1 protein-coding gene and 1 pseudogene are annotated in these 3,708 nt (G+C 69.6%); both read left to right on the forward strand.

Annotation, left to right across the window (positions count from 1 at the left end; translation table 11 throughout):
- Positions 1–302: 302 nt before the first annotated feature.
- Positions 303–1,999: pseudogene (locus RS82_RS00030) on the forward strand (glycoside hydrolase family 13 protein); the annotation flags it as partial.
- A gap of 152 nt (positions 2,000–2,151) precedes the next feature.
- Complete coding sequence (locus tag RS82_RS00035; RefSeq protein ID WP_045296033.1) at positions 2,152–3,522, forward strand: ABC transporter substrate-binding protein; 1,371 nt, start codon at positions 2,152–2,154, stop codon at positions 3,520–3,522.
- Positions 3,523–3,708 lie beyond the last annotated feature (186 nt).

Below are 3,708 nucleotides of genomic sequence, written 5' to 3' on the forward strand. Positions count from 1 at the left end.
GCGCCGATGCCGGTGAGGAAGTAGAAGCGGCACCCCGCCCCCACCGCCGCACCCCGCGGCGCGTCCTCATCTGAGGGTCAGAGCCGAGCTGAGGACGCGCACAGCGGTTTCGCCCCTCATCTCGGCGCAGCCCCTCGAACGAGGACCGACCATCGAGCCGGGCAGCTGCCGTGCGGCGATCCCGGGAGGCGGACCGCGGTCCTTCTACACCGGGACGCCATCGTATTCTTGCATAATCCTGTCAAAGACTTGCGCGACTCACTCGATACGAATACATTCATCGCATCACGTCCTTCCCATCGATGAGGAGACCCGTGGACACCGAGGTCCTGACCCGTGGCCCCCAAGCCGTACCTGCGAGGGACGACCCGCTGTGGTGGCGGTCGGCCGTCATCTACCAGGTCTACGTGCGCAGCTTCGCGGACGGCAACGGCGACGGCACGGGCGACCTCGCCGGCGTGCGGGCGCACCTCGGCTACCTCAAGGACCTCGGCGTGGACGCCATCTGGTTCAACCCCTGGTACCCGAGCCCGCTGGCCGACGGCGGCTACGACGTGCAGGACTACCGCGACATCGACCCGCGGTTCGGCACCCTCGAGGAGGCGGAGCTGCTGATCCGGGAGGCGCTCGCCCTCGGCATCCGTACCATCATCGATGTCGTCCCGAACCACATCTCGGATCAGCACCCCTGGTTCCAGGCGGCACTCGCCGCCGGTCCCGCAGTCCCGAGCGCGAGCGATTCTGGTTCCACCCCGGCAAGGGGCCGAACGGCGACGAGATCCCGACGCACTGGGTGTCGAGCTTCCAGGGCGAGACGTGGACGCGCACGACGAACCCCGACGGCACGCCGGGGGAGTGGTACCTCCACATGTTCACGCCCGAGCAGCCCGACCTGAACTGGAACCACCCCGACGTGCGCCGCGAGCACGAGGAGATCCTGAGGTTCTGGTTCGACCGGGGCGTCGCGGGCGTGCGCATCGACTCGGCGGCGCTGCTCATCAAGGATCCCGAGCTTCCCGAGGTCGGCGAGAAGCAGGGCGCCGGTCAGCACCCCACCGAGGACCGCGACGAGCTGCACGACATCTACCGCTCGTGGCGCGCGATCGCCGACTCGTACCCCGGGACGCGCGTGCTCGTCGGCGAGATATGGGTGCCCGACATCGTGCGGTTCACCAATTACCTGCGCCCCGACGAGATGCACACCGCGTTCAACTTCGACTTCCTCGCGCGGCCGTGGGGTGCGGCATCCTTCCGTCAGTCGATCACCGCGACGCTCGAGGCCCACGCGCCCGTCGGCGCACCGTCGACGTGGGTGCTGAGCAACCACGACGTCACTCGTCCTGTCACCCGGTACGGGCGCGAAGACACGGCGTTCGCGTTCCTCAGGAAGCGGTTCGGCGTGCCGACCGACCCCGAGCTGGGCCTGCACCGCGCTCGCGCGGCCGCGCTCCTGGTCGCCGCGCTCCCCGGCAGCCTGTACATCTATCAGGGCGACGAGCTGGGTCTCCCCGAAGTCGAGGACCTGCCTCTCGACCTCATCGAGGACCCGATGCACTTCCGCTCCGGAGGCACGGACCCGGGACGAGACGGATGCCGCGTCCCGCTGCCCTGGTCGGGCGACCGTGCTCCGTTCGGGTTCAGCCCCGAGGCCACGCGCACATGGCTGCCGCAGCCCCAGGGGTGGAGCGGGCTCACCGTCGCGGAGCAGGACCCAGACCCGGCGTCGACGCTCAACCTCTACCGCGACGCGCTCCGCCTGCGCCGCGAGCTCCCCGAGCTCGGCGACGGGCCGCTCGAGTGGTGGGATGGGGCGATTCCCGCCGCGAACGGCCCCCGCCCCGACATCCTCGCCTTCCGGCGCGGCGACCGCTTCGCGTGCGTCGTCAACACCGGCGACGACCCGGTCGTGCTTCCCCCCGGTGCGACCATCCTCCTCACCAGCTCGCCCCTCGAGGCCGGCCTGCTGCCCGGCAACGCCGCCGCCTGGCTGCGGCTCGAGGGCGCGGCTGGGCCCACGCGCCCGGAGGCTCCGCGCAGCGCGTCAGCGATGCGTGGAGAAGGCGTGGGGACCGAATCCCACACCCGCACCAACACCCCGGAGACGTCCGCGCCGAGAGGCTGACGCGGAACTCCCCTCAGAAAGGAAAGACGATGAAGTCACCAGCAAGGGTCCTGCTAGCCGGTGTCGCCACCCTGGCGACCGTCGGCGCGCTCGTCGGCTGCTCTGCGGCGGGCGGCGACGAGAACAGCGACGGCAAGCTCGAGCTCCGCGTCGCGACCTTCCCGCCCGGCGCCGACGCCGCGGCGTACGAGGCGTTCGCCACCCAGGAGGAGCAGTTCGAGAAGGAGCACCCGGAGATCGACATCATCGGTGTCGAGTACGAGTGGGAAGGCCCGACGTTCGCCGTGCAGCTCGCCGGCGGCAGCCTCCCCGATGTCTTCACGGTGCCGTTCACCGACTCGAAGACGCTGCTCGAGAACGGCCAGCTCATGGACGTCACCGCCGAGGTCAAGGAGCTCGGCTACGAGGACAGCTTCAACCCGATCATCCTCGACGGCGTCAAGGACGCCGACGGGAACATCTTCGGCTTCCCGCGCCAGGCCTACGCGATGGGGCTGCACTACAACCGCGACCTGTTCGAGCAGGCAGGGCTCGACCCCGACCAGCCGCCCACGACGTGGGACGAGGTGCGAGAGTACGCCGAGAAGATCCACGACGCCACCGACAAGGCCGGGTACGCGCAGATGGCGATCAACAACACCGGCGGCTGGCAGCTGACCGCGCAGACCGTCGCCCGCGGCGGTCGCACGCAGACCGATGAGCCCGACGGCAGCGCCACCTCGACGATCGACAACGACGCGACCAAGGCGACGCTGGAGTTCCTGCACGACCTGCGCTTCGAGGACGACTCGTTCGGCGCCAAGGTCGACCTCGACTGGGGCACCATCAACCAGGAGTTCGCCGCCGGCAACATCGGCATGTACACGTCGGGCTCCGACGTCTACACCGCCCTCGTGCGCGACTTCGGCCTCGACCCCGCCGTCTACGGCCTCGGCGTCGTGCCGATCGAGGGCGACGACCCGGGCACCCTCGGCGGCGGGGACATCGCGGTGATCAGCCCGACGGTCGACGACGAGACCAAGGCGGCCGCGGTCACCTGGATCGACTGGTACTACATGCAGAAGCTGCTGAACGAGGATGCCGCGGTGCAGGACGCGAAGGCGCTCGCCGAGTCCGACCAGGCCGTCGGCACGCCGGTCCTGCCGGTGCTGAGCCGCGAGCTGTACGAGGAGTCGCTCACCTGGATCGAGCCGTACATCAACGTGCCGCGTGACCAGATGACGTCGTTCACCGACAACATCTGGGACCAGACGCCCGTGGGTGAGCCGAAGAAGAAGACGCAGGAGGTCTACGCTCTCCTCGACACGGTCGTCCAGACGGTCCTCACCGACGAGAACGCCGACATCGACGCGCTGCTCGCGCAGGCGCAGGGGGACGCGCAGGCGCTGCTCGACGAGTAAGGGACGAGCGGATGCCGCGACCCGGCCTCGCCGCCGGGTCGCGGCATCCGTCCCCAGGCGTTTCGTTTCGCGACCGGTGTCTCGGTCGTTGAGCAATCGAAGCGAGACGAAACGCCCCGGACCCGCGCAGAACCACGACACAGCAAGGCCGAAGATGACCGCGACCCTTCCGGAGCGTCCCGCCAC

Origin of the sequence: Microbacterium trichothecenolyticum (genome assembly GCF_000956465.1) — a bacterium.
GTDB lineage: Bacteria > Actinomycetota > Actinomycetes > Actinomycetales > Microbacteriaceae > Microbacterium > Microbacterium trichothecenolyticum.